The sequence below is a fragment of the Chthoniobacterales bacterium genome, from assembly GCA_035274845.1.
Classification (GTDB): Bacteria; Verrucomicrobiota; Verrucomicrobiia; order Chthoniobacterales; family UBA10450; genus AV80.
The window spans coordinates 104,474-126,040 of sequence record DATENU010000017.1 but is presented as its reverse complement, the minus strand read 5'-3'; the positions used below and the strand labels follow the sequence as shown (position 1 = coordinate 126,040).

Sequence of the window (21,567 nt, the reverse complement as noted above, 5' to 3'; positions counted from 1 at the left end):
TTGGAGGGTTGGAGGGTTGGAGGGTTGGAGGGTTGGAGGGTTGGAGGGTTGGAGGGTTGGAGGGCCAGTCTTGCCGGCACTTCATGAATACGGTTTGGCTCCAACCACGGTCAAGCCGAAAAATCCTTACGGCTCATCCTGGACGATCATCGGCCCGGCATCATTTCGAGCAGGACCCCTTTGAAATATTCCGTTTCCGGCAGGGTCGGCAGCACCGGATGATCCAGGGCCTGCTCGAAACGGCGCAGCCGGCGCGCCGAGCGTCGCGCATCCACCAGCGCGTCCGCGATCGTTTGGTTGAAAATGCTATCGGTCACATGATGCGAGCAGGAAAACGTCGCCAGCAACCCATCGCGGGACAACAGCTTGAACGCACGGACGTGCAGCTCCCGGTATCCTCTCAACGCATCGCGCAATCCTCCCTTCGTCTTGGTAAAGGAAGGAGGGTCGAGAATGATGAGATCGTATTCCGCTTCGGCCTTTTCGGCCGCCCGCAGGAATTGGAAAACGTCCTGTTCGATAAATTCCACCTGCAACGCGTTGTGTTCGGCATTGGAGCGCGCCTGCGCCAGGCTGTCCGCGCTCGCTTCCACTGCGGTCACGGAAGCGGCGCCTGCCCGCGCGCAAGCCAGCGCGAAGGCGCCCTGGCTCGTAAAACAATCCAGCACCCGGCGGTCTTTCGCATGGCGCGCAACAGCCTCATAGTTGGCCAGCTGATCCAAATAGAAGCCGGTCTTTTGCGAATGCATCAGGTCAACCTCGAAACGCAGTCCGGCCGCTTCGATTTCGGTTTCTTTCGGCTCTTCACCCAGCAGGATCCCGGTTTTCAATTCCATTCCTTCCACTCTTCGGACTGGGGCGTCATTTCGCTCGACGATCGATTGCAGGCCGGGCGTTCCGCCTACGACATTCTTCAGCGCGTCCACGATCAGCGCCTTCCGCATGTCCATCCCGAGCGTCAAGGTTTGCAAGACAAGGTGATCGCCAAAACGATCGACGATCACACCCGGCAGCCCGTCGCTCTCACTCCAGACGATGCGACAAAGTCTAGGATCTACTCCGCGCCGCGCCCGGTACTCGATCGCCTGCGCGATTCGCCGCTGAAAAAAATCGACGTCGAGGTCCTGTTTCCGTCGCGAAAACCGCCGGGCCACGATCTGCGACTTGCTATTGTAGAGCGCGCTGCCGATCAGGCGATCTTTCCCGTCCTTTAGCGAAATGACGTCGCCATCCGCGGGACCTCCAAACGCCTTCAGCACTTCGCCGCTAAAAACCCAGTCGTGCCCATGCAAAATTCGCGCCCGGGGTTTGACGACGATTCCAGCCATGGGCTAATGATGTCCACTTATGCCGACCACTCCACAATCGACAGTCGATCTTCCCGGAATCAAGAAACTCCGCAGCGGCAAAGTCCGCGAAGTCTTCGATCTCGGCGACACCCTGCTTTTCGTCGTGACGGATCGACTCTCCGCCTTCGACGTCATTTTGTCCGACCCGATTCCGCAAAAGGGCGCCGTGCTCAATCAGCTCTCCGCGTTTTGGTTCAAACGCTTCCAGAACATTGCCAACCACTTCATCACGGCGGATTTCGCCGAGTTCCCCAAAGAGCTGCAACCGTTTCGCGAACAGCTAGCCGGCCGCTCGATGATCGTGAAGAAGACGAAACCGCTCGCCGTGGAGTGCGTCGTCCGCGGTTATCTCGCCGGTTCTGGGTGGAAGGAGTACAAAAACTCGCAGAGCGTTTGCGGAATCAAGCTGCCCCCGGGGCTGCAACTCGCCTCGCAGTTACCGGAGCCGATTTTCACACCCTCGACCAAGGCCGAGGAGGGTCACGATGAGAACATCGACATGGCGGAATGCGCCCGCATTCTCGGAGACGAAATGGCGAACCGGGTCAAAGATCTGAGCCTCACGATTTATTCGGAAGGTCGCGAACACGCCGCCGGCCGTGGCATCATTGTCGCCGACACCAAATTTGAATTCGGCACCGTCGACGGAGAATTGCTCCTGATCGACGAATGCCTGACCCCCGATTCGTCGCGCTTCTGGCCGGCCGATCAATATGTCGTCGGGCAAAGCCCGCCGAGCTTCGATAAACAATTCGTGCGCGATTATCTGGAGACGCTGGACTGGGACAAGACCCCGCCCGCTCCAAAATTGCCGCGCGAAATCATTGAAAAGACTTCGGCCAAATACGTGGAGGCATTCGAGAGCGTCACCGGCGAGAAGCTGCTGTAGCCGGGATCGTGATCCCGGCCGTCCGAAACGGCGCTGGTTTAGGAGAGGCGGACAGGAACTCACAATTTCCGCCATGCGATCGTATCGCCTTCCGGTGTTTCCTGGCGGCGATATCCGTGAGTTTCCAAAAGCTGACCGGCGGCTTGTTTGTCGCTCGCGGAAAGATGCTGATGCTCGTACATGAGCATCACTGGCCGAAAACAACTGAAATCCAGCGCAGACAGGATTTCGTAGTCATGGCCTTCCGTATCGATGACCAGCAAATCCAGGCGCGAGACGTTGTGCCGGGCCAGAAGAGTCTCGAGTCGCACCGTCGGGACACGCTCTTCGATCAGGAGCGAATCGATTTCCGGAACGGAGGAGCGGTGTTTGAGAAGCACTTCGCGATTTAGAGTCCCCAACTGATCGAACCATTCCGGCGTCTCGCCTGGCACGCTACGCAGGCGATATAAGGGCGCTTCGCCGTCGAGGGTCGAGACCGCGGCGCGTTCCAGCCGCACCCCGGGCCGATCGCCATAACGTGCCACCAACCTCTCGTAAAGGTGGGGGACGGGTTCCACCAGCAACCCGGACCAGCGCGTTCTTGAAAACGCTTCCAGGAGCGGATCGCCTGACCTGCCATCGTTCGCGCCGATCTGCACGACGAATGCTTCCGGAAAAATATCGGCAAAGAGCGCGAGTAATCGATCCGTTTCGTCCCGGCGAAAATCCGTCCCGCGCGCGATCTGGACATCGAGAAGGAAAGCGGAGAGCGCGGCGTTCCAGCGTGATGAGGAATCGCGAGCAAAATGGCAGCGTTGTCCCGCGATGAAGCGCCGAAGTTTCAACCAAACGCGAGCCAGCCCCGCGGGCCTCGGAGGTGGCGCTGGGAGAGCCTTTATCGTGCTGCGTAGTTTCCCGCCGGCGACGAACGAGAAATGGAGCGCGCCTTCCCGGAAGTCAGGCGGCTCGACCGCATCATGAAAGCCCTGCGTGAAAGAATAGTTTGGAAACGCCCGGCGCACGTCCGGTCGCTCTTCCAACGCCAGGGTCCGCTCTACCTTCCCGTGCAGCCGGATGTCCCCTAATTCTTGTTGGGCCACGATCCACCCGCGCAAGGCCATTCGCCCGGCGTCAAACTGCTCACGCGGCGTGTCCAGATGAAAAATGAAATCATCCTGCGTCTGCATCGACTCCTGACATCTGATACCCGCTGTTTCCGGGCCGGGATCATGATTCCGGCTACGACTCAGCCGAGTAAATCGCTCACCATCGACTTCTCTTCCTTCAACTCGGCCACGGATGCGTCAAATTTCAATTTGCTGAATTCATTCTGCGGTACGTCTTTCACGATCTCCCATTTTCCGCCACTGGACCGCACCGGGAACGAGCAGATCAGCCCTTCCTCCACGCCGTAACTGCCATCGGAACAAACCGCGACGCTGTTCCAGTCGTTCGCCGCCGTATCGGTCGTGAGCGAGCGCACCGTGTCCACGATCGCGTTTGCCGCTGATCCGGCGGACGAGGAGCCCCGCGCTTTGATGATCGCCGCGCCGCGCTGTTGCACTGCTGGGATAAACGTCTCCTTCAACCACGTCTCATCGCCGATTGCTTCGGCCGCGGACTTGCCGTTGATCTTCGCGTTGTAGAAATCCGGATACTGCGTGGCGGAATGATTTCCCCAGATGGTCATGTTGCTGACCTCGGTGACGTCCACGCCGGCCTTCTGCGCGAGCTGCGCTTTGGCCCGGTTTTCGTCGAGCCGCGTCATGGCAAACCAGCGGTCGCGCGGGACGGATTTGGCGTTGTTCATCGCGATCAGGCAATTCGTGTTGCACGGATTTCCGATCACCAGCACGCGCACGTCTTTGGCCGCGTTTTTCGCAATCGCCTGGCCCTGGCCGGTAAAAATCTTGCCATTGATCCCGAGCAGATCTTTCCGCTCCATCCCGGCTTTGCGGGGGACGCTCCCGACAAGCAGCGCCCAGTTCACATCCCGAAAGCCCTCGTCGAGATCGGTCGTGGCCACCATTCCCTTGAGCAGGGGGAACGCGCAATCATCCAGCTCCATCACCACGCCCTTGAGCGCTTCGAAGCCCTGCGGGATTTCGATCATGTGCAGCGCGACCGGCTGGTCCGGGCCAAACATCGCGCCGGAAGCAACGCGAAAAACAAGAGCGTAACCGATTTGTCCGGCCGCGCCGGTGATCGCGACTTTAATGGGTGATTTCATGGAAGTTGAGAGTGGATAGTTGAGAGCAGCTGTTCCGGACTCTCAACTCTCAACTTTCAACTCTCAACTCCGAACGCTTTCGCGAGTCAACTGATTCTGCCTGCCTTCTCCAGCAGTTCCCGAATGATCTGCATCCGCTGCCGGACTCGCCTGCTTTGTTTCAAGCCTGCGATCGTCTTCACCATTCGCCGGCTCCAGTTGCTACTCGCCGCCGTTCCCGGCACGTTGAACCGATCCTTGCGCGCCATCAGGTCGGTGATCATGACCAGCGCGATCCAGGATTCGCAGCGGAAAAGCGCTTCCATGATCGGCCCGTAAAAGTCGCGATCGTAATCCTGCCCGGGCTGGGGCGGAGAGATGCCGGCAAAATGCGCGATCTTCGCCAGATCGTTCCGGGCCTGCTCGGTCTCCGCCGTTGTTTTCTCGAGCGCGTCTTCCCAAAGTGCTCGGACCGGTTTGTGATCGTGGGTCGCATAGGTTGCGACTGAGAGCCGCTGGTAATCATTCCCGGAAATCGTGCGGCCGTCCGGGTAGTTCTCCCACTGCGGGATCTTGAACCCGGCAATGCCGAGCGAACGCAGACTAGGGCGCACGTAATCCGGAACCGTCCCGAGATCTTCGCCAACCACTCGGGTGTCGCGCGATTCCTCGAGGACCACCCGCAGATAATCTTCGCCCTCGCGCCGGTTCGCCTCGCCGTTTTCCCATGTCGAATCGTCCCGCGGATAGAATTGCGGGAAGGCGCCGCCGGTTTTTTCGCGCATCGCGTCCCAGGACAGCGGCAGGAATTCCTGGTTTTTCGCCGGTCGCCAGGGAAAAGCGTAGATGCGATAGAAGCCGAGAACGTGGTCGATCCGAAACACATGAAAGATCTTGCGGACACCGCGGACGCGCCATCGCCACCAATCGAGGTTGCGGGTCCGCATCACATCCCACCGATATAGCGGGATGCCCCAGTTTTGGCCCCACTTTTGGGTAAACTCATCGTCCTTGAAGTAGGGTTCCGGCGGCGCGCCGCCCGACCAGTCGATCGCAAATTGGTCCGGATGCGAGTAAACGTCCGCGCTGTAGAGATTGACGCCGAAGGGAATGTCCCCCATCAACGCGACCCCTCGTTGTTCCGCATAAGACCTGATGCCTTGCCACTGCTGCTCGGCGATCCATTGAACGTAGCGGTAAAATCTTCTGCGATCTTCGAATTGGGTTCGCTTTTTCTCCGGCTGCGATTGCAGCCATTCCCGCGCTGAGTCAGCGCGCCGGTGTTCCTCCCGCCAGCGATCCCACGTTTCGTGCCCGGCGTTTTTCTCCATGAACGCTCGGAAGAGCGAGTAGTCATCGAGCCAGGGCGCTTCGGTTTGGCAGAAGGCTTCAAACGCCTCCCGGCTTTTGTCGTTTTGCGCGAACCGCTGATACGCTTTTTCCAGCAACGCCATCTTCAATTTGCGGACGCGGCCATGTTTCACCGGGCCGTGGCGCAAGCGCTCGAGATCGAAGTTGCTGACCACTTCGTCATAATCATCCCGCGTCAGATCCTCCGGCGTGCCCGGCGCCAGGTGAAGCGTCGTCGGCTCAATGGCGACGGCGCTGATCGCGTTATAGGGACTGTGATCGCCGCCCATTTCGTTGATCGGCAACAGCTGCACGAGCTTGAACCCGATTTCCGCCGCCCAATCGATGAACTGCCGCAACCCGTCGAGATCGCCGATGCCGAGATCGGTTTCGGTCCGAAGCGCGAACAACGGAGCGAGGACGCCGGCGATTTTGCGTTCAGGCGAAGGAGACATGAGGAGAAAAATGACGAATGAATGGCTGAGTGACGAATAATCGGGCGGCGAAGCTGTTTCGGATTTCGGGCTTCGGCATTATTTCGACATTGGAAAGCCCGGCCTCGCCTGCTGCGCAGTCTGCGTTACGGGTCATTCGGGCTTCGTCATTGTCTGCGTATCTGCCAATCCTCGATCAATTGGTTCGGGATTTCTTTCAGGAAACGGGACGGGCGCTGAAAAATGTCGCCGAAGCCGCCGCTCAGGCGCATCTGCGGGAAAGTGAGGTAAAGTTCGTCCCGGGCGCGCGTGATGGCCACGTAAAACAGGCGACGTTCCTCCTCGATCGCGTCTCGCGTTTCCAGGGAGCGCGTGCTCGGGAACATTCCGTCAGTCAGCCAAATCACGAAGACGGTGTGATACTCGAGCCCTTTCGCCTGGTGGACGGATGAAAGATTGACCGCCTCGGTGTCGGTCGATTGATCGAGCGCCGGCTCCGCGTCGATGTTGCTGATCAACGCGAGTTGGGAAAGGAATTCGTCAACGTCCTTGAACTGGCGGGCGAAGGCGGCGAGCTGATTCAAGTCCTCCCGCCGCAGCTCGTAGTTGGTGAAGTTCGCCTTGGCGTAATCGTCGTAAATGGCTTCCACGATCGACGTGATCATTTCCGAGGGCGGATTCGGTTTTCCTCCAGGGGCGATCTCGTCGAGCGTGTGCGCGAGCTGTTCCCACGACTTTTTTGACTTCGCCCCAACGGGAATTCTGCGAAGCAAGTCTCCAAAATTTGGAGCCGGTCCGCCCTCGGGCCGCTGTGTTGCCGCGTCGATCTCAGCGGCGCGGAGGCGCGCCGGCTCCAAATCGCCAAACCCATTCTCCCAAGCCCGCCAATAATTGTCCGCGCTCTTGTTGCCGATACCGGGCAGCAATTTCACCATCCGCTTGAAAGCGACCTCGTCCCGCGGATTGGCCACAAACCGGATGAACGACGTCACGTCCTTCACGTGGGCCTGCTCGAAGAACCGAACACCGCTCGTGATGAGATACGGAATCCCTCGCCGGGAAAGCTCGAGCTGTACCTCGATCGCGTGATAGTGGGCCCGGTAAAGCACTGCGATCTCGTTGAGTTCCACGCCTTCATCGCGCAGCTCCAGGATTCGCTGGGCCACAAACCGCGCCTGTTCGCTGCCATCATTCAATCCCACCACCGCCGGCCGAAATGAATTGCTCGAACGCGTCGCCGCCAGTTCCTTCCGGAATTGTTTCACGTTCGCCGCGATCGCCGCGTTCGCCACCTGAAGAATCTCCGGAACGCTCCGGTAATTCAGCTCAATCTTGAACACTTGCGCGTCAGGATACCGCTCGGGAAAGGCCAGGATGTTTTTGAAATTTGCGCCGCGCCAGGAGTAGATGGATTGCGCGTCATCGCCCACCACCATCACATTGCGATGCTCGGCCGCGAGGGTATCGATAAAGTCCGCCTGGATCTTGTTCGTGTCCTGGTATTCGTCCACGAGGATGAACTGGAACTGGCGCCGATAAAAATCCGCGATGTGTTCGTGCTCGATCAGCATTCGCAGCGTCTTCTCGAGCAAGTCGTCGAAGTCCATCGAGTTGGTGTTCTTCTTCTTCTTCTCGTAACGCGCGTGGACATCTTTGATTTGATCGAGTAGCGGCAGGAAATACGGAAACTTCTCCGCGAGCAACGCGTCGATCGGCGTCTCGGTGTTGACGACGAAACTAAAAATTTCCGCGAGAACATCGCCTTTCGGGAACCGGATCTCCTTCGGGTTAATTCCTGCCGCCGCCACGACGGTGTCGATGAGATCCTTCTGGTCCTCGCGATCCATGATCGTGAACCCGCTGGAATAACCGAGCGCGCTTCCATGCCGTCGCAGCATTCGGTTGCCGATGGAATGAAAGGTCCCGCCCCAGAGTCCGCTGGCATCGACCGGGAGCAGATTCGTCACCCGATCGAGCATTTGCCTGGCGGCTTTGTTCGTGAACGTGAGCAACAGGATGTTGCGCGGGTCGATCCCGTTCTCCAGCAAATAGGCCACGCGATAAGTCAACGTGCGCGTCTTACCGCTTCCCGCGCCGGCAATCACCAGCAGCGGCCCGGGCGAAGCCGTCACCGCCGCGAGCTGCTGCTCATTCAGCTCCGCCGCGTAATCGATGCTGATCGACGTCGCGTGCGGCGCGCGTTGGAGCGTGTATTCGCGGGACATGGGGCGTAACGCTCCTGCGTCGCCGCGCGCACTTCAATGGAAATCTAAACAGCCGGCGTCTGCACGCTCGAGGAAGCCGTCGATCGCCGCCGTTTCTGTCCCAGTTCTTCCAGCAATTCGATTTGGATCTGCTGAATCTCGAAGAGGCGGTTGTATTGTTTACGCAATAGATGATCGATTTTTTCGTGGAGATGCCGGATTTCCAGCTCGGCCTTGAGATTAATTTTGTAGTCGTTTTCGGCCCGTAAACGGTCGCGCGCTTCGCTGCGGTTCTGGCTCATCATGATGATGGGCGCTTGCATCGCCGCGAGGCAGGAGAGGATGAGGTTCATCAAAATGTAGGGATACGGGTCGAAGGCCTTCGTGGCGAGGAACACGCTGTTCACCACGATCCAAAGCAAAAGGACGACGCCAAAGATGATGATAAACGTCCAGCTTCCGCCGAAGGCCGCGATCGTATCGGAGAGCCGCTCGCCGACCGTGAGCTTTTTCTCGAATTGTTTGCTGATGTCGCTCGAGAGGATCTCGTGCTGCTGGAGGCTCTCGACGACTTCCTGGTCGAGGGCGGAGAGCTCGCCGATCTCCTCGTGCAGAACTTCCTTTACGTAATCGCGCCGGAATTTTCCCAGATCGTCGAAACAGATAAAACCTTTGCCGTCCCACTGCGGCGCGTGTTTATGGATGAACTCCGAGAGCGATGGCCGGACGACTTCGCCGATCGTGCCGTTGCGAGTGGACTTGGTCTGCCCACAGATCAGGCATTGCGCTGTCTCCGGCTTGCCCATGCGGTTCTTATAGCGAAGAACCGTAGCCGGTGTCGATGGTTGCGCGATTTATCGTAAAATCACCGCGCGCGAGGCCGAGCGGCCGTGATCATCGAGCGCGGTAAGTTGGTAGGTGCCGGGGGCCGGTTTCCAGGCCAGGACTTCGTGGGCGTCGCAGGCGCCGAGGAAGGTCTTGTCGGCGAACCAGTAAAGTTTTCGCACTCCGCTTTCGGTTTCGGCTCGAAGGGGAATGACGGTGCTGTTCGTGGCAGTATGCGAGAGGGTCATCTCGTTCGCCGGTAAATTGATCTTCGGCGCGTGGCCGCCGCGCGCCACGAGCTCATTGTCCGCCGTGGAAAGGAACGGTGGGGGCAATCGCCGTGGAACTCCCGCGCGTTCAAAGAGTGCCAGCAAATCTGACGGCCAAAACTCATAGACCTCTCGTCGCAGCGATCGGGTGCCATCGTCCTGCGCCACGCGGAGCCCGGTGGTGGCGTCGACGAGGATTTCGCGATGAATATCGCACGTCGCGATCGGTGAAATCCCGGGGATAAACCAGCTTTCCGTCCGGTGCGGACAGGCCGCGGTAGGCAGTTGACCGGAGACGGAACAAAACTCGACCCGTTTCAGATTTAGTCCCGGCGCCGGCAAGTGAGGCTCGGCACGTGAGGGCTGGAGGGCGCGCAATCCATCTATCATCTGAAACAGCAACGGCGCCGCGGCCGTGCGTCCGATGAAAGCTGAGTTTCGTTTGCCGTCGAAATTGCCGATCCAAACCGCCACCACGTAATGATCGAAAACGGCAACCGACCAGGCGTCGCGGAACCCATGCGACGTGCCGGTTTTCCAAAAGACCGGCGAATGCCGGGCGGATTCCGCCTCTGTCATCCCCGGACGCGGAATTTTCCCCAGCATGTCGAGGGTAAGGAAAGCGGCTTCGGGCGTGACCAGCCGGACAGGGGCCGTGGTTGGGGGTTCATTCACGATTCGGCGAAGGGGCTGGAGGCGTCCGCCATTCGCCAAAGCGGCATAGAGTCGAACGAGGTCTTCCATCGTCACCTCCGCGCCGCCGAGCGGCAGCGAAAGGCCGTAGAACGAGGCCGGCTTGGGGAGCGAAACTTCCGCGTTGCGCAGGAACTCGTAGAAGGTCGGATGCGCGAGATCCGACGCGAGCGTCACGGCCGGGACGTTCCGGCTCCGCGCCAGGGCGTCGCAGGCGCGGATCGGCCCAAGGAATTCGCGATCAAAATTCTCCGGATTGTAATCTCCGAAGGTATGGGGCGCGTCTTTCAACAAACTGAGCGGATGAATTTTCCCCTGGTCGAGCGCGAGCGCGTAGACGAATGGCTTCAAGGTCGAGCCGGGCGAGCGGGGCCGGCGCGTTCCGTCGACCTGTCCGTGAATCTCGGTATTGGCAAAATCGGAGGAGCCGATTTGCGCCAGGACTTCCATCGTGTTGAAATCAATTAACAGCGCGGAAGCATTCACGATTCCGCGGTCGCGGTTCTGCGCGATGTAATCGCTCACCCGTTTTTCGAGCATCTGTTGAAGCGACAGATCGAGAGTCGTGGCGATTTCCGTTTTGGCGGTTCTGGTTTCCAGAATCTCCTGGACGAAATGGGGAGCCGTCAGTTGCTGGCGGATGCGCGCTTCCGCGCGGAACGTGAGCGCGGGCGCTTCCTTCGTCGTAGACCGCGAATACCAGCGTTGTTGCGCATTGGTCACCCGCGCGTTCTCGCTGCCGGCCACCAGCGCGCGCCGGGTGGGGCTTTGCGGAATGACGCTCAACGCGATCGCTTCGGCCGAGGTCACCCGCGCCGCGTTTTTGGAAAAATAAATCTCGCTGGCTGCGCCGACGCCTTCAATATTCCGGCCGTAGGGGGCGAGATTGAGATAAGCCTCGAGGATTTGCGTCTTGGCATAGTGCCGTTCCAGCTCCAGCGCGTAAACGATCTGCCGGAGCTTTCCCGAAAATGTCCGGGTACGGAGGTGGTAGCGCAGCCGCGCCACCTGCATCGTGATCGTGGAAGCGCCCGCATGCGTTCCGCGCGAAAACGCCAGGTTCCACGTCGCGCGCAGCAGCGAGACCGGATTCACGCCCGGATGTTTTCCGTAATACTTGTCCTCGAACCGCAAGGTCGCGTCGACGAGCTCCGGCGAGATTTCCTTCAACGGCGTCCAGACTCGGTATTTCTGATCGGCGGTTAGCGTAACCCGCAGCACGTTGCCGTTTCGGTCGCGCACCCGCGTCGAGAAATCGATCCCTTCCAAAAGCGGCGGCTTTGGCAGCGCCAACCAGAGCGCCGCGACCACCATCGTGAAAAAGACGGCACGGCGGATCCAACGATTTCGCGCGGTGGTCTTCACTTATTTCGTGACGGTGACCTTTCCGCCCAGGCCGCGCCCTTTGAGGTTGCGATCGTACATCGACTCGGCGAAGACTGGCGGCACCACGAACGTGCCCCGGTTGTTCGACTTGATCTGGTAAGTGATCTCGAGCGTTTCGGTCGGGGCCGTTGCGTAAAAGACAGCACGATCTTCCCGGACCTCTACGTAGTCGACACCCTTGATCTCCGAGATTCCGGGCGAGAGCGAGGAGCTGACGATCTCAAATCCGCCCGGGAGGAGATCGACCAAAGCCACGTTGCTGATCCATTCCGGCCGCAGGCTGCGGATGCGCAGTCGGACTGTCAGCACTTCACCGAGCTGCGTGTTCGTGACCGGTTTGTTCGATTTGTCGAGGATCTCGCGATACACCTCGATTCCGTCGGTGATCGGTTTGTCTGAAATAGTTCGGTCAAACCCGGCCTCGACGACCTGATAATAGGCGCCGGGCGGATTGAGCGCAGCCGGTGTCCGGAATCGTAGCGCCGTCGCGTCGCTGGAGAAATTCGAGCGCTGCAAGAGTTTCCTGCCAGTCACGAGGAGCTTTTCCTTCTTTGCTTTGTCGAGCTCGACGATGCTGAGGTCCGGCGGATGTTGCGCGACGACTCGCGCGTATGATTTCAACGCGACCACGGCATACGCCGCTGACAAAGTGTTGAATTCCCCGTCCCCGATTGGCTTCAGCACTTTTTCAAACTCAGCGGCCGGCAGCTTCTTCAGGCGATCCGGAAATTCGCGGGCGAGAATGGCTACGTATTGTGAGTCCGCGCCGAGCGGCTGGTAGAAATCGTTCAACTGCTTCTTGTCGAACTGACCGATTCGGTAGGCGGCGATCAATTTGGTCGCCTCGTCCTCCTTTTTCAGAATGTGGAGCGCGCCGGCCAAATAAACGCCCGTCAGATCGGTCTTCCATTCCTTGGCGTGATTCTTGTCCAGGTAATCGCGCAGGTTGATGATGTAGTTGGTGGTCACCACGCCTTCGCGGCTGAGCAAGTAGATGGCGTAGGCAATTCGGCGCGCGTCATCGAGGTCCTGCGGTTCCTTCGCCACCATCCCCTGCAGATTGCGCAGGCCGCTGGCGAACATTTCCGCCGGGGGCGCGAACCCGGCTGCTTTCGCTTCGATCAGGAAATGCATCGCGTAGGCGGACATGAAACTGATCTCCGAGCCTTTCTCCGGCGCCCAATAACCGAATGCGCCCTGGTCGTTCTGGCGGCGGCGCAGGACGGCGAAAACATTTTCCAGCTGCGCGGCTACCTCCTGCTTCGACAAACCGAAGTCGGCTTCGTCGGCCAGAGTGAGCCGGCAAAAGGCGGCGCTGGTGATCTGTTCGCTGCAACCGTGCGGAAATTCTTTGAGGTAGGCATCGAGTCCGTGGGCGAGTCCGAGCGGCAGCGCGGAAACGGCGGCGGTCAATTTCCGGAACTCCGGATACATCGCGCGCGTAATCGGAACATCGACGTTGTTCTTCGTGAAGCTGCTGCTCCGGACTTGCGTTATGAACGTTGTCGGCGGCCGCACACTGAGGGTGGAGCGCAACCGCGATTCCTTGCCGCCATTGCTGGCGGTGAAGGTGATCGTCCCCGAACCAAGTTTGTCGTTCACTTTGACCGAAAACGTCGTGGTCTGCTCGCGTCCCTCCGCGATCTTCAGTGTCTGGGAAGGATTCTTGGAGATTTGCAGATGCTCGGAGCTCTCCGCGCGGATCTGGACCTCGGCATTCTCACCGGAGCCTTCGACGTTATTAGCGACGGTCACGCCCACCTCGAATTCGTCCCCGGGCGCCGCCAGGACCGGCACGCTCGGGGTGATTACGAACGGGCCGCGAACGATCGGATTTTGTTCCGCCGCGCCAGTCGCATCGTCAGCCACGGCCACAGCCATGACGGTCAGCGTGCCGCTGAAATAATCGGGGACGTCATAAACCACTTCGCGCTGGGTCGCGTCGGCGTCGATGATTCCCGACCAGAACACGACCGGCTTTTCCGTCACCCGCTTGAATGGGTTCAGTTGCTTGGCGTTGTCGCCGTCGCCGCCGAACGCGGACACAGACCGAAGAATCGAGAATTCCGGCATGATCAGGTCGACGATTTGCGCCGTCTCGACGCCAAGCGCGCATTTGCGGAAGAAGAACCCGAGCGGGTCCGGCAGCTTGTAATCGCTCACCTGCAGAATGCCCTGGTCCACCGCGAAGACGGCGATCTTCGAAGGCCGGTCGGTTTTGTAGCTGATATGGAGCGGCTCACCCGGCTTGGCGATCTTCGCAGTCTGGAGATCCACCTTTAGCCGCCGCTTTTCGATGTTCGCCGTGAACGGAACGACGCCGTAGCTGAGCGGGCTGGCAAAAATCTCCTTGGAATCGAGCGAACGAATCAGGGCCACGTTGATGTAGCCACTGCCTTCGAATCCGTCCGGCACTTTGATTTTTTGCACGGAACCAGCGGCATCGGTCTTGAACCAAACCTGGGCGTAAACCTTGTCGCGCTCGATCGTGATCAAGCCACTGCCCGCGTAGGGTGCGGTGATGCTGATCTCGACTTCTTCCCCAGTGTTGTATTGCGGCCTGGAAAGCTTGACCTGCAACTCGGAATTTTTGTCGAGCGCGCGCTTTACGGTGCCGCGGCCGACGACCGAGTAGCGAACCCGGCTGACTTTGCGATCGTCCTTGTCGCGCAATTCGACCACGTAGTCCCCCGGCTCTTCCGTCGCCAACTGATAACGCAAACCGTCGGCGCTGATCGCAAGCTTCTCGGTTTTTGCGACGCGTTCCTTCAAGACGGATTCGTAGGCGTAGCTCCCGTTCTCTTTTTTCGTGACCACGGAGACGTACTCCTCCGCGATCACATTCGCGGTCAGATTATCGAGCGCGATCTTGTTCAGCTTCGAATCGACCGCAATCAAATCGACCGTGCGCGGCGTGCTGGCATTGATGTAATTCAGGTCGCCATCGCTCTTATAGCCGACCACATAAGGTAGCGACGAAACCAGCGCGGCAGCCTGGCCAGTAATGCTCCGACCGCCTTCCCCTTCGAATGCCTCCGCGAAGAAGCGCATCGAGTAGGTCGCGTCCGCGAACCGGTCGAGCTGCAGATCGAGTTCGGTCTTGCCCTCCGCGTCCGTGTTTTGTTCGCCGAGATCGACGGTCTCCGATTGCCGGTCCTTTTTCGTGTCCAGGAGCGGATCGTAAAAGCTGTAGTCCTTGAAGTCGTCGAACGAGAATGAGGCCGGTGAAAGCTCGACCTTGCTCTTGATTCGGCGGTCGCTGGCGGGCGTCCCATACAGATTCGCGAGCGCGATCGAGGCCTTCATTTCCCGCGGATCGACCCATCCTTTCGGCGACGTCTTCGAAAGCCGCGCTTCGATCTTCATCCGATCGGGCAGGAATTCCTTCACGTTGACCGTGGTCGAGCCGAGCAGCGTCGAGCGCTGGTTGTTCTTCACCAGGTAGACGTTGATGGAATATTCGCCGGTCGGTGATTCGTAAGCGGTCTTGTAGGTTACCTCGGCAAATCCGCTCGGCGGCAGCGCCATCTTCTTGGTTTGAACTTTCAGGGCGCGCGCATCGATCACCTCCGTCTCGATCGGCAGCCCGGCCAGTTTCCCGAGCCAATTCCGCTGTTTGATCACGAACGCGATGTGCATCTCATCGCCCGGCCGATAAACGCCGCGCTCGGTGAAGACGAACGCGTCCAGGTCTTCGGCCAGGACCTTGTTCACGCCCTCGATGTCGAACCGCGAAAAGTTCAGCATCCGGTCGTCGCGCGAATAGGGGATGAAGCTGATGTCGTCGCCGAGACGCGCGACATAGACGACGGCTTTCCTTTCGTGGTCGTTCTTTTCGACCGACGCAAAGGTCGCGCGGCCATCGGGCGACGTCTTCGCGCTTTGCACCGCGAGACCGTTCCGCCCGAGAATGTCGACGGTCACGCCGGCGAGCGGCTGCCCGGTCTTGATCGAGACGACGAATACGTCGCTGGTTTGGTCCGCGTTCTTTTTCACCAGCAACCCGAGATCGCTGACCAGAATGAACCGGGTTGTTTTGACCCCCTTGATGAACTTCTTGGCGACCGGATCCCAACCCCGCGCTGTTACGAAGAACAGGCCGCGCTCGCTCCCGCCGTCCGCGGGCTTTTGCAGATACTTCGCGAGATCGAAGGCGGAATAGTTCGCTTTCCATTTGTTCTGAAGGGCGATCGACTGGTCTTCGCGGGCGATGCGCGAGATATTGTCCTGGTCGAAGGAGGCATTCTTGAATTCTGGCGCCTGGAATTCGCCCTCCGTCTGGCTGACCAGATGATTGATTTCGGTGGAGAGAACGCGATCGATCTCGAACTTGATCATCGCTACGCCGCGCGACCGGATTGAGAGTTTGCGCTCGCCGCCAAGAGCGAGCAGGCCGCCTTCGCCCTGGATCTCGATCTCCTGGGGCAGTTCCGCTGGCACGACAAGGTTCGCGTGGGTCTCCGCCAGGTCGTAACCGCTGCGCGCCTTCAGTCCTTTATCAACGCGAACATACAGCTGGCCATCGCCTTCGAGCCGGAATTTGAAATGGTGGTCGCGCGCAAACTCCTTCTCAGTCGGGATGGCGGTGAACTTCACCACCGTCGCCTGTTCCAGAATGTCATCCGTGACTTCGTCTGCGTTTGCCCATTTCGTGCCAGCAGAATTGTCTGTCGTTGTGTTCTCTCCTTCGTCGCTGCCACTTTCCTCTTCACTGGATTTATTTGTCTCTGTTGAGGTGCTTTCTTCACTGGATTCCGTCGTGCTTTCATCGGAGCTGGTCGATTCTTCGTCCGACGCTTCCGGCTTGGGTGCCTCGCGTTTGGGCAAAAGGTAAATGTGAAGGGCCTTGGCCAACTCCGGCGTGCTGATGTCGCTGCTCGTTTCGATGTTGAGGATTTGCTCCGGTTCGCCCTCCTTGTTCCGCACGATGCTCGAGTCGATCGACTTAATCTGAAACGCCGTCGCTTTTGATGGAATCAGGGTTTTCTGCTCGACCGCCTCATGCATTTCCGCGCCGCCCAATCCGGTGCGCAGACCGTCCCGGAGCGTCACGCGCATCCAATCCTCCTCAGGCGGCAGCGTGATGGGCGAGCTGCGCAGATAGGCCTGGCGTTTATGCAAACCGTAGGTGACCGAAAAGTGGGGAACCGGATCGCTCGCCGGAAAAACGTTCGAGTTTCCCAGCATGTTGAGAGTCACATATTTTTCGAGCTCACCCGGCTCCACTGGATGAGTGAGTTCGATAGTGGCCAGGAGCCGCTGAACGCCCGGCTCCTTGGCGTCCTCTGAAAGAGTGACGCCTTTCATCTCCGCCCGGAACGGCGGGGTCGTGACGTCGTATTCCAGTTTCTCCATCCGGACTTGCGCCGGAAAGAATTCCTTGTCGAAAATGATCCGGAATTTGCGCTCGGCCGGCCAATCCTGGGCGGGTGCGAAGGAGAGCTTGCGATCGTTGATCCATTTCCAGGCGCCAGCCGTGGGCGGATCGAGCCGGACCCGCTGCAGGGTCGGATTCTTCAGGTCTTCCAAACGCGCGGCCGATTCACTGAACTCGATCGTGATGGGGGGGAACTTCAGCTCCTTCTCCAGCGGCGTGACCGGGATGGGGGCGACCACGGCGGAAACGGTGTGCGGTTTCGGCCGGCGTTGGTACCACCGATAGGACCAGATCGATCCGCTGACGAGGAGAAAGGCGAGAAGCACATAGACCGCGGCCAGGATTGGATGGCCGCGGCGAAAGAGAACGACGCGGGCGAAGCCGAGCTGGAGCCAGCGCGGGGGATTATAGGAAAGTTGCCCGAAGGCGGTCCGGAAAATTTTTCGAAGCCACCGCGCCAGCCAGGCGAACGGGCGAATCAAGGGCCACAAGAAGTTAAGCATATAGGTGCGTCCTTTACGGCGCTGAGAGGGAGACGGTCATTCGCACAGCTCTTGCACGTGCCGGGCGATGCTATTCGGCCGCCCTGGGCCAGGGAAGAATGAAATGGCCTGGCGCCAAGGGGGATGGCCTTTTTGGGCCGCTTTGGGTCGACCAATGTTCCTTGTTGAATGGCGAAAGGCGGACCCTAATCTACGCTATGGAAGAAGCCGAAGTGCCGCTGGAGCATTTGCATGAGCATATTCATCACCATGCCGAGCATGGGGGGGCGGCCTGGATCAACGGAGTGGCGTTGAGTACCGCGATCCTCGCCGTCCTCGCGGCGATCACCGGTCTGCTTTCCGGCAAACATGCGAACGAAGCGATGATGGCCCAAATCGAAGCTTCCGATCAATGGAGCTACTACCAGGCGAAGAGCATCAAGGCGTCGGTCCTGGACGCCAAAATGACGTTGACCTCGGAAGCGACCGAGCAGGACAAGGAAAAGGTTGCGAAGTACCAGGAAGAACAAGCCGAGATCAGACGAGAGGCCGAGCACAAACAGGCGGAAGCGAAATCAAATTTTCATAAACACGAAACGTTCGCGCGCGGCGTGACGATGTTCCAGATCGCGATCGCCATTGCGGCGATCTCGGCCCTGACCAAGCGCCGGCGCTACTGGATTGTCAGCATGATCCTGGGCGGGGTGGGTTGCATCTTTCTCGTGCTCGGCTGGCTCGCGCACTGATTCGATGCGGGTTCTTTCCATCGACGCGTCGCTCCGCAATACCGGCGTCGCCATCATCGACGCCAACTCGGGCAAACCGCGCGTGCTTCACTTTGGAGTCATCCACAACCGGAACACGCTTCGCTCCTCTTCCTGCCTGGTGGCGATTCACGATCGACTGGCGGAATTGATTCATACTCACGAACCGGATTGCTGTGCGCTGGAGGCGGTTATCTACGTGCAGAGTTACAAGACCGCGATTCTTCTCGGGGCGGCTCGGGGCGCGGCCATTCTGGCGGCGGCGGAGCGCGGTTTGCCGGTGTTCGAATACGCGCCGAAGCGAATCAAGCTGGCAACCGTCGGACGAGGCACTGCCGACAAAAACCAGATGGCGTTTATGATCCGGGCCCTGCTCGGATTGACCGAAACACCGGGGCCGGATGAAGCCGATGCTCTCGCGATTGGATTAACCCACCTCCGTGCGCAGGAGGCGGCGCGGCTCGGAGTGCCAGCAGGGGATCAAATATGAACGAGAGCGCCCTTTCTGTTCGCTGGCTGGGCCGGTTGTCGTTCGCGGATGCGCTCGCCTTGCAGGAGAAATTGGTCGCGGAAAAGCGCGCCGGCCGCTCGTCCCCCGACGAGCTTCTCCTGCTCGAACACGACCCGGTTTACACCATTGGCCGCACCCCTGAGCAATCGAGTCTTCGCGGAGCCTCCCACCTTCCGCACCCTCTCTTTGCCATTAACCGCGGCGGACAGGCGACGTATCACGGTCCGGGCCAGTTGATCGGCTATCCGATCATCGACCTGCGCCGGTGCGGGCAGGACCTGCATCGGTATCTGCGCTGGATCGAATCCTTGCTCGTGGAAACCCTCGCGGAAGCCGGGGTCGCCGCCGCGGTGCGGCCCGGCTTGACCGGCGTCTGGGTGGCGGACCGCAAGATCGCTTCGATCGGCGTCGGCGTTCGCCATTGGATCACGATGCATGGATTCGCGCTGAATGTTTGCGGCGATCTCTCGCCCTTTGCCCACATTGTTCCGTGCGGGATCGCCAACGTCACGATGACGTCGATTGAAAAGGAGACCCGCCGGACACACTCGGTGGAGGAGGTGGCCAGGCGCGTCGAGCAGATTGCGCAGAGCCGAATCTCCCGCTTGCACAAGGTCGAAGCCTTCGCCTGATTCTCCCGAGTGCCGCTGGTTGCCGAGATTCTAAGACTAACCCCTTTCTGCTCTTCTTTTCTAACGGAGCATTGCTGCGCTAATTTTTGCCGTGAGGCGTGATCGCCGACTTTGGCGATGACGCCCCTCCTCTCCACTGCAGCGCCTTGGCCTGGTCCCGTACGTCGGGATCCTTGGTGTAGATGTTGATCAGCTCGAGCCGCGCTTTATCAGAACCCTGCTTCGCCGCGTATTCAAGAAATAACAAGCCACGCGGCTTATTGCTGTAGCCCACGAAATGTTCGACGTACATGTCATACGCCCATTCACTGTCCGTCTCCATTTCTCCTTCTCTGGCTGCCACGGTGGCTTTAAGCCGCGCACGGACTTGTAGCGCTCGTTCGAAGTCGAAAAACTCTGGAAAGCTGGCGAAAATCATCATCAGGTTATGCAAAGCCTTCTCGGAGCCGTTATCAGCCGCAATTTCGCAAAAGTGAATTTGCTTATTCGTATCGCCGAGGTACATGCCAAAGTAAGTGGCCAGCTTCAGAGCTGCGTCAGTGTCTTTCGCCTCTGCTCTCTTAATCAATCCCGGTAGTTCAGCCTCAGGGATGGATAAAGACTCCTTGATCACAGTCGGTGCCCAAAGTTGACCCTCTGACTGCCTATCCGCAGAAGCGTGAAAAGCCGCCAACGGTATACTGCCCGCGACCCAGATTGCGATAGTTGTGAACCTCTTCATTTGTCCTTTTTCTTCTCAGGTTCCGGCGGCTTTCCTGTGAACGTCTTAAATTCTCCTGGTTGACCCGATTTTCCAGTGGCTTGAACAGTTGGTTCCGCTCCGCGTGTCGTGCCGCTTTCGCATTTATTATTGGGCGCAATGACCTTCGTCTCCACTTTGTTTCTGTTGGCTAAGATATTAGCCAACTTTTGTGCCGGCGAGTCTTTTCCTTCCCTGCCCGACTCACATGAAATCAACTGCACTGTCTTTCCGGGAGTATAGCCGTCCTCTTTCATCTTGTCAGCCACCTTGCTTGCTGACACGTAATCTCCCTTGACGATGAATCCTTTTCCGTCGGAGTGTATGACTACGGTAAAGCGGTCGCTCGGATTAAAACTCTTCTCCCATTCGGTATTACCCTTAGAATCACCGCCCGCTTGGTTCGAGTCGACGAGCCCAGTCGGATCGGTTTTGTTAATTGGATCATTGTGGCAATAGCGGTAGAGATTGTAGTCACCGGCCTCGAACTGTTTCGGATCGGGCTGGAGGAAACGGCCCATCTCGGGCTGATACATCCGATGGCGGTAATCGTATACCCGCAATTCTTTTAACCATTCCCGCCCCGTGAACAGAAAACGGTTTCCCGCGGGCGAGCCCAGGTTCCGGGCCACCAGAGTGGAGTTTGCGTCGTAAATATACGGCTGGCCAAACGCGTCATACTCGTATTGCTCCACGATGCCTCCGCTGGTGTTGGTCAGCATGATGCAATGGCTGCGCGCGTCGTATTGATGGTAGAGCCAGGAGCCGCCTCCCGCCGCGCTCGCCACAATCTCGTCCACCCGGGCACCATGCACATAGGTGCGGGCCACCGAGTTCGCGCTGAGACCTTCCTGCACCAGGTTCCACCCGTCGTAGTAAAAGTAAATGGCCCCATTGGGCGCGCTCCCGTCCCCCGGCCCCACCCACCGCTTCACACAGCGCCCCAGCGGGTCGTATCCGAACCACATCCAGTTGCCAGTCCCTTCGTAGAAAAAACTCGTCATCTGGACAGGCTGATTGAGTGCATTAAACCCGGCCACGTTCCACCCGTCTCCCATCAAGACTCCATTCCCGGGAGGCAGCCACGGAGCCGCAGCGGGATGTGGTGCGGCATCGTCATACCACAGGTCCAGCCCCCAATGGAGCGGATCAGGCCAGGGAATGTTGTTTTCCCACCGTCCATATTGGTTGAGTTTATTGTTGCGGCCTCCGAAGCTCATCAAACCCCGGCTCGCCACCCAGTTGGCTCCCGTCCGGTTCCCCATCTCATCGTAATGAAACGCGTCTGTCCGCTCCGCCGTGCCGGCGGTGTCATGGGCATTTTCCGCCTGGTAGGCCGCCTGGGTCAACTGGCCCGCGTCATCGTACTCGTAGCGGTCCCCACGGCCGTTCTCCCGCGGATTCACACCCGGATTAACCCCTTTTTCCCAGGCTTTGATCCGGTCCCGGTTATCCCGATAAGCCTTCCTCAT

General features: G+C 59.1%; 14 protein-coding genes. 4 read left to right on the top strand and 10 right to left on the bottom strand.

Annotation, left to right across the window (positions count from 1 at the left end):
- Positions 1 to 146 precede the first annotated feature (146 nt).
- Positions 147 to 1,328, bottom strand: coding sequence for a class I SAM-dependent rRNA methyltransferase (locus VJU77_12490; protein HKP04163.1), 1,182 nt, complete (start codon positions 1,326 to 1,328; stop codon positions 147 to 149).
- 19 nt (positions 1,329 to 1,347) lie between these two features.
- Here VJU77_12490 and VJU77_12485 point away from each other — a divergent pair, with 19 nt between their 5' ends.
- A complete protein-coding gene (locus VJU77_12485) occupies positions 1,348 to 2,238 on the top strand; it encodes a phosphoribosylaminoimidazolesuccinocarboxamide synthase (GenBank protein HKP04162.1) in 891 nt (296 codons plus the stop codon).
- A gap of 59 nt (positions 2,239 to 2,297) precedes the next feature.
- Here the strand turns inward: VJU77_12485 and VJU77_12480 are convergent, their stop codons facing one another.
- The 7 genes from VJU77_12480 to VJU77_12450 form a co-directional block, all read right to left on the bottom strand.
- On the bottom strand, positions 2,298 to 3,407 hold the full coding sequence (locus VJU77_12480) for an FkbM family methyltransferase (GenBank protein HKP04161.1): 1,110 nt from the start codon (positions 3,405 to 3,407) through the stop codon (positions 2,298 to 2,300).
- A gap of 59 nt (positions 3,408 to 3,466) precedes the next feature.
- Positions 3,467 to 4,450: a malate dehydrogenase gene (locus VJU77_12475; GenBank protein HKP04160.1), complete on the bottom strand. Its 984-nt coding sequence runs from the start codon at positions 4,448 to 4,450 to the stop codon at positions 3,467 to 3,469.
- 86 nt (positions 4,451 to 4,536) lie between these two features.
- Positions 4,537 to 6,234 carry a 4-alpha-glucanotransferase gene (locus VJU77_12470; GenBank protein ID HKP04159.1) on the bottom strand — a complete coding sequence of 566 codons (1,698 nt, stop codon included), beginning with the start codon at positions 6,232 to 6,234 and terminating at the stop codon, positions 4,537 to 4,539.
- A gap of 146 nt (positions 6,235 to 6,380) precedes the next feature.
- Positions 6,381 to 8,438 carry a UvrD-helicase domain-containing protein gene (locus tag VJU77_12465; protein ID HKP04158.1) on the bottom strand — a complete coding sequence of 686 codons (2,058 nt, stop codon included), beginning with the start codon at positions 8,436 to 8,438 and terminating at the stop codon, positions 6,381 to 6,383.
- 44 nt (positions 8,439 to 8,482) lie between these two features.
- Positions 8,483 to 9,223, bottom strand: a complete 741-nt coding sequence (locus VJU77_12460; protein HKP04157.1) for a DUF1003 domain-containing protein — start codon at positions 9,221 to 9,223, stop codon at positions 8,483 to 8,485.
- A gap of 48 nt (positions 9,224 to 9,271) precedes the next feature.
- The gene (gene pbpC, locus VJU77_12455) at positions 9,272 to 11,569 is read right to left on the bottom strand and encodes a penicillin-binding protein 1C (GenBank protein ID HKP04156.1); all 2,298 of its coding nucleotides are present in this window, start codon (positions 11,567 to 11,569) and stop codon (positions 9,272 to 9,274) included.
- Positions 11,570 to 17,470 carry an alpha-2-macroglobulin gene (locus VJU77_12450; protein ID HKP04155.1) on the bottom strand — a complete coding sequence of 1,967 codons (5,901 nt, stop codon included), beginning with the start codon at positions 17,468 to 17,470 and terminating at the stop codon, positions 11,570 to 11,572. It lies immediately after the preceding gene.
- Between the two features lie 197 nt (positions 17,471 to 17,667).
- Between VJU77_12450 and VJU77_12445 the strand changes: the two genes are divergently transcribed.
- From VJU77_12445 to lipB, 3 genes are read left to right on the top strand one after another with little or no spacing between them, the layout of a single operon-like run.
- Positions 17,668 to 18,195 carry a DUF4337 domain-containing protein gene (locus VJU77_12445; protein HKP04154.1) on the top strand — a complete coding sequence of 176 codons (528 nt, stop codon included), beginning with the start codon at positions 17,668 to 17,670 and terminating at the stop codon, positions 18,193 to 18,195.
- 4 nt (positions 18,196 to 18,199) lie between these two features.
- Positions 18,200 to 18,703, top strand: coding sequence for a crossover junction endodeoxyribonuclease RuvC (ruvC, locus tag VJU77_12440; GenBank protein HKP04153.1), 504 nt, complete (start codon positions 18,200 to 18,202; stop codon positions 18,701 to 18,703).
- Positions 18,700 to 19,356, top strand: a complete 657-nt coding sequence (gene lipB, locus VJU77_12435) for a lipoyl(octanoyl) transferase LipB (GenBank protein ID HKP04152.1) — start codon at positions 18,700 to 18,702, stop codon at positions 19,354 to 19,356. The genes ruvC and lipB overlap by 4 nt, the downstream gene beginning before the upstream one ends.
- Positions 19,357 to 19,435: 79 nt before the next feature.
- Here the strand turns inward: lipB and VJU77_12430 are convergent, their stop codons facing one another.
- Together VJU77_12430 and VJU77_12425 are read right to left on the bottom strand one after the other, a co-directional pair.
- Entirely contained in the window at positions 19,436 to 20,077 is a 642-nt protein-coding gene (locus tag VJU77_12430) for a hypothetical protein (GenBank protein ID HKP04151.1), read from the bottom strand.
- The gene (locus VJU77_12425) at positions 20,074 to 21,567 is read right to left on the bottom strand and encodes an RHS repeat-associated core domain-containing protein (protein HKP04150.1); all 1,494 of its coding nucleotides are present in this window, start codon (positions 21,565 to 21,567) and stop codon (positions 20,074 to 20,076) included. Before VJU77_12425 ends, VJU77_12430 begins: the two co-directional genes overlap by 4 nt.